Source organism: Mycobacterium sp. (assembly GCF_035314905.1).
Taxonomy (GTDB): Bacteria; Actinomycetota; Actinomycetes; order Mycobacteriales; family Mycobacteriaceae; genus Mycobacterium.
Genome location: NZ_DATFYW010000083.1, coordinates 1 through 5,225, shown reverse-complemented (window position 1 = coordinate 5,225; position 5,225 = coordinate 1). Strand labels below are relative to the sequence as shown.

General features: G+C 68.2%; 6 protein-coding genes and 1 pseudogene. 3 read left to right on the top strand and 4 right to left on the bottom strand.

All coding sequences use genetic code 11. From position 1 onward, the window contains the following. Both recR and VKG81_RS06305 read right to left on the bottom strand, forming a co-directional pair. A partial coding sequence (gene recR, locus VKG81_RS06310) for a recombination mediator RecR (RefSeq protein ID WP_324394980.1) occupies positions 1–602 on the bottom strand: 602 nt, incomplete at its 3' end. Position 603: 1 nt separating this feature from the next. Beyond that, positions 604–918 carry a YbaB/EbfC family nucleoid-associated protein gene (locus VKG81_RS06305; RefSeq protein WP_324394979.1) on the bottom strand — a complete coding sequence of 105 codons (315 nt, stop codon included), beginning with the start codon at positions 916–918 and terminating at the stop codon, positions 604–606. An 87-nt stretch (positions 919–1,005) separates the two neighbouring features. On the opposite strand from VKG81_RS06305, the gene VKG81_RS06300 reads away from it, so the two are divergent. Further along, positions 1,006–1,767, top strand: coding sequence for an Rv3717 family N-acetylmuramoyl-L-alanine amidase (locus VKG81_RS06300; RefSeq protein ID WP_414685182.1), 762 nt, complete (start codon positions 1,006–1,008; stop codon positions 1,765–1,767). Between the two features lie 38 nt (positions 1,768–1,805). Here the strand turns inward: VKG81_RS06300 and VKG81_RS06295 are convergent, their stop codons facing one another. Beyond that, positions 1,806–2,246, bottom strand: a complete 441-nt coding sequence (locus tag VKG81_RS06295; protein WP_324394978.1) for an SRPBCC family protein — start codon at positions 2,244–2,246, stop codon at positions 1,806–1,808. A gap of 67 nt (positions 2,247–2,313) precedes the next feature. On the opposite strand from VKG81_RS06295, the gene VKG81_RS06290 reads away from it, so the two are divergent. Further along, a complete protein-coding gene (locus tag VKG81_RS06290; RefSeq protein ID WP_324394977.1) occupies positions 2,314–3,705 on the top strand; it encodes an FAD-binding oxidoreductase in 1,392 nt (463 codons plus the stop codon). Beyond that, complete coding sequence (locus tag VKG81_RS06285) at positions 3,702–5,015, top strand: class I SAM-dependent methyltransferase (RefSeq protein WP_324394976.1); 1,314 nt, start codon at positions 3,702–3,704, stop codon at positions 5,013–5,015. Before VKG81_RS06290 ends, VKG81_RS06285 begins: the two co-directional genes overlap by 4 nt. Before the next feature lie 9 nt (positions 5,016–5,024). Here VKG81_RS06285 and VKG81_RS06280 read toward each other — a convergent pair. Further along, positions 5,025–5,225: pseudogene (locus tag VKG81_RS06280) on the bottom strand (DNA polymerase III subunit gamma/tau); the annotation flags it as partial.

Genomic DNA, 5,225 nt, shown 5'->3' with positions numbered 1-5,225 from the left:
TGGCGGCGGCCCGACAATGCGCGGCCGAGGGTCAGTTCGTCGGCGAACTCGAGGTCGCCGCCCATCGGAAGGCCGGACGCGATGCGGGTGACGGTGAGGCCGGGGATGTCGCGCAGCATCCGGACGAGGTAGGTCGCCGTGGCTTCGCCTTCGGTGTTGGGGTCGGTGGCGATGATGACCTCGGCGACCTCGACGCCGTCGACCCGCTCGCCGATGCGATTCAAAAGCTCGCGAATCCGCAGCTGATCCGGCCCGATGCCGGACAGCGGATCGAGCGCACCGCCCAGCACGTGATAGCGCCCGCGAAACTCCCGCGTACGTTCGACGGCCTGGACGTCCCTGGGCTCCTCGACGACGCACACCAGCGACGCGTCGCGGCGCGGGTCCGAGCAGATGCGGCACCGCTCGTCGTCGGACACGTTGCCGCACACCGCACAGAACCGCACGCCGTCGCGGACCCTGGCCAGCACGGCGGTCAGCCTGTCGATGTCCGGCGGCTCGACGGACAGCAGGTGAAAGGCGATGCGCTGGGCGCTCTTCGGGCCGATGCCCGGCAGCTTGCCCAGCTCGTCGATCAGATCCTGGACGGGTCCCTCGAACAACTCACAGCCCCAACCCGCCGGCCAGCGGGCCCAGCCGGCTCTGCGCCAGGATCGTCACCTGTTTGGAGGCGTCGGCCAGCGCGCCGACGATCAGGTCTTGCAGCGTCTCGACGTCGTCGGGATCGACGACCTTGGGGTCGATCGCGACGGACACCACTTCGCCGCTGCCCTTCATCGTCACCTGAACCAGCCCACCGCCGGCCTGCCCGTGGACTTCGGTGTTGGCCAGCTGGTCCTGGGCTTCCATCAGCTGCTGCTGCATCTGCTGCGCCTGAGCCAGCAACGCCGACATGTCGGATGGGCCTTGGGGTTGCATCACGGTCCTCTTGCCTGTTGGTCTCGACTTCGTCTCGTCGGCGGGTCGACAACCAAGCGTAGTCGTGAGCCGGGCTAGCTTGACGCGGTGCCAGACTCTCTCGCACTACGTGTCGGCGCCGCCGCGGCCGCAACGGCAATCGTGATCGCATGGACGCTCGCCGCCCCGCCGTCCGCCGCGCAGCCCGCCAACATCGCCGGGATGGTCGTGTTCCTCGACCCCGGCCACCACGGCGCCAACGACGCGTCCATCACCCGGCAGGTGCCCGACGGCCGGGGCGGAACAAAGGATTGTCAGGCCAGCGGCACCAGCACCAACGACGGCTATCCCGAGCACACGTTCAACTGGGATGTGGTGCTGCGGATCCGAGCCCTGCTGAACCAGCTCGGGGTGCGCAGCGCGATGTCACGCGGCAACGACGACGCGCTCGGCCCGTGCGTCGACGAGCGCGCCGCAATGGCCAACGCGATACACCCCAACGCGATCGTCAGCATCCACGCCGACGGCGGGCCGCCGACCGGCCGCGGCTTTCACGTGAACTACTCCGCGCCGCCGCTCAACGCCGCTCAGGCCGGCCCGTCAATCCAGCTCGCCCGCATCGTGCGGGACCAACTGCAAAACTCGGGCGTCCCGCCGGCCAACTACATCGGCACCGACGGACTGTACGGGCGCGCCGACCTGGCCGGGCTGAACCTGGCGCAGTACCCCGCGGTGCTGATCGAACTCGGCAACATGAAGAACCCCGCCGACTCCGCGGTGATGACCACGACCGAGGGCCGGCAGAAGTACGCCGCGGCCGTGGTACAGGGAATCGCCGGGTTCCTCGGCACGCAGGGCAACGTGGGTTAGGACGGGTTAGGACCCCTCCCCGCCGGATGCCGGGCCGCTCACCGGCCCTCCAGCTCCTTCTTCAGGTTGGCCAGCACCTCGGACTGAATCCGGCGCAGGCCCAGCGGCGCGAACGTCTTCTCGAAGAACCCTTTGACGCCGCCGGCGCCCGTCCAGGTCGTCTTGACGGTGACCGTCGATCCGGTTCCCGCGGGTGCGACGGTCCAGTTGGTCACCATCGACGAGTTCGCGTCCTTCTCGATCACGGTGTGCCCGGCCACGTCGACGCCGGCCCGCACGTCACGCACCCGCGACTTGGTGGCCTGCAGCTTCCACGTCGCCACCGTGCCCTGACCCTGCCCTCCCTGCAGCACCTGGTAGTCGCTGAACTGCGGCGACAAGATCTTCGGTCGCACGTTCCGGTAGTCGGCGACCGCGGCGAGCGCGGCGGCGGGTTCGGCGTTGATCAGGACGCTGCTGGACGCGCTGACCTCTCCCATCAGGCAAGACTCCTTCATGCTCAGGCGAGCGGTCGCATCGGCCGCGACCGCGGACTAGCGTATATGCGTGCCGATTCCCCGGGCCGACGCGCAGGCCGCGCACGCCGACGGCGTGCGCCGGCTCGTCGCGAGCTACCGTACAATCCCGGCATCGGCGTCGGTACGGCTGGCCAAGCCCACCTCGAACCTGTTCCGCGCCCGGGCCAAACGCGACGCCCCGGGCCTGGACACGTCGGGGCTCACCGGCGTGATCTCGGTAGACCCGCACGCGCGCACCGCCGACGTCGCGGGAATGTGCACCTACGAAGACCTGGTGGCCGCGACCTTGCCATACGGCTTGTCTCCGCTGGTCGTTCCGCAACTGAAAACCATCACCCTCGGCGGAGCGGTGACCGGGCTGGGCATCGAGTCGGCGTCGTTCCGCAACGGCCTGCCGCACGAGTCGGTGCTAGAGATGGACATCCTCACCGGGACGGGCGAGATTCTCACCGCGTCGGCCGACAACCACGCCGACCTGTTTCGCGGCTTCCCGAATTCCTATGGCACCCTTGGCTATTCAGTCCGGCTGAAGATCGAGCTGGAGAAGGTCAAGCCGTTCGTCGCGCTCAGGCACCTGCGGTTTCATTCGCTGCCCGACCTGATGTCGACGATGGACCGCGTCATCGAAACCGGTGGCCTCGACGGCGTGCAGGTGGACTATCTCGACGGTGTCGTGTTCAGCGCCGACGAGAGTTACCTCACCCTCGGCGTGCAGACCACCACACCGGGGCCGGTCAGCGACTACACCGGGCAGCAGACCTACTACCGATCGATTCAGCACGCCTCGGACAAAGAGGTCGCCGGGAAGGCCGACAGGCTGACCATCCACGACTACTTCTGGCGTTGGGACACCGACTGGTTCTGGTGCTCACGGGCATTCGGGGCGCAAAACCCACGACTGCGGCGGTTGTGGCCGCGGCGCTACCGCCGCAGCAGCGTCTACTGGAAGCTGATGGGCTACGACCGGAAGTTCCACATCGCCGACCGCATCGAGAAGCGCGGCGGCCGCCCGCCGCAGGAACGCGTGGTACAGGACGTCGAGGTGCCGATCGAGCGCTGCGTGGAATTCCTCGACTGGTTTCTCGCCAACGTGCCGATCGAGCCGATCTGGGTGTGCCCGCTGAGGCTACGTGACACCGATGGCTGGCCGCTGTATCCGCTACGGCCAGGCCACTCCTACGTCAATGTCGGGTTCTGGTCATCGGTGCCTGCCGGTTCGGTCGAGGGTGAGACGAACAGGCTGATCGAGAACACAGTCAGCGAGCTCGACGGGCACAAGTCGCTGTATTCGGACGCCTTTTACTCGCCAGAGGAGTTCGATGAGCTCTACGGCGGGGAAACCTACAAGACGCTGAAGAAAACCTACGATCCCGACTCCCGTTTCCTGGACCTCTACGCGAAGGCGGTGCAAAGACGATGACGACGTTCAAGGAACGCACGGCCCCAGCGGCGGCGGGACGGATGACGCTGGCAGAGATCCTCGAGGTGTTCGCCGGCGGCCAGCTGCCGCTGCGTTTCACCGCATACGACGGCAGCAGCTGCGGCCCGGAAGAGGCCACGCTCGGGCTGGACCTGCGGACCCCGCGAGGCACCACCTACCTGCTGACGGCGCCCAGCGACCTGGGGCTGGCCCGGGCCTACATCTCCGGTGACCTCGAACCACACGGCGTGCATCCGGGCGACCCGTACCCGCTGCTCGGCGCGCTGGCCGACAAGCTCGAATTCCGGCGGCCGCCGGCGCGGGTGCTGGCGAGCATCGTGCGGTCCATCGGTATCGAGCACCTCAAGCCGGTGGCCCCGCCGCCGCAGGAGACGTTGCCGCGGTGGCGACGCATGGCCGAGGGACTCCGGCACAGCAGGCACCGCGACGCGGAGGCAATCCACCACCACTACGACGTATCCAACACGTTCTACGAATGGGTGCTCGGCCCGTCGATGACCTACACCTGCGCGTGCTACCCGCACCCCGACGCCACGCTGGAGCAGGCCCAGGACTACAAATACCGGCTGGTATTCGAAAAGCTGCGGCTGCGACCCGGCGACCGGCTGCTGGACGTGGGCTGCGGCTGGGGCGGCATGGTCCGCTACGCCGCCCGCAGGGGCGTCAACGCCATCGGCGTGACGCTGTCCGCGGAGCAGGCCGCCTGGGGGCAGAACGCGATCGCCGCCGAAGGGCTCACCGAGCTTGCCGAGGTGCGCCACGGCGACTACCGCGACGTCGCGGAGTCGGAGTTCGACGCGGTGTCGTCCATCGGGCTGACCGAGCACATCGGCGTCGCCAACTACCCGTCGTATTTCCGGTTCCTGCAGGACAAGCTGCGCGACGGCGGGGTGTTGCTCAACCACTGCATCACCCGCCACGACAACCGGCACGGCGCCAACGGGGGCGGGTTCATCGACCGTTACGTGTTCCCGGACGGCGAGCTCACCGGGTCGGGCCGCATCATCACCGAGATCCAGAACGTCGGCCTGGAGGTGCTGCACGAGGAGAACCTGCGCCACCACTACGCGATGACACTTCGGGACTGGTGCGCCAACCTCGTCGAGCACTGGGACGAAGCCGTCGCCGAGGTCGGCCTCGGCACAGCGAAGGTGTGGGGACTCTACATGGCGGCGTCACGGGTTGGCTTCGAGCACAACTCGATTCAGCTGCACCAGGTGCTTGCGGTCAAGCTGGACGACAACGGCCGCGACGGCGGACTGCCGCTGCGACCGTGGTGGCAGCCCTAGGCGGGTACGTCAGGGACCGTCGATACGACGCGCGCCCAGCTCGTTCTGCAGCAGCTCGAGCGCGGCTTCCTCGGGGTCGCGGCGCGGCGCGTCGACGACCGCATCCCGGCCGGCCTCGGCCAGCATCGTGTCCTCGTCGTCGCGCTGCGGCTGAACCGGTTCCACCGCACCCGAGCCGACCTCGTAACGCACCCGCCAGTCCATGCCGAG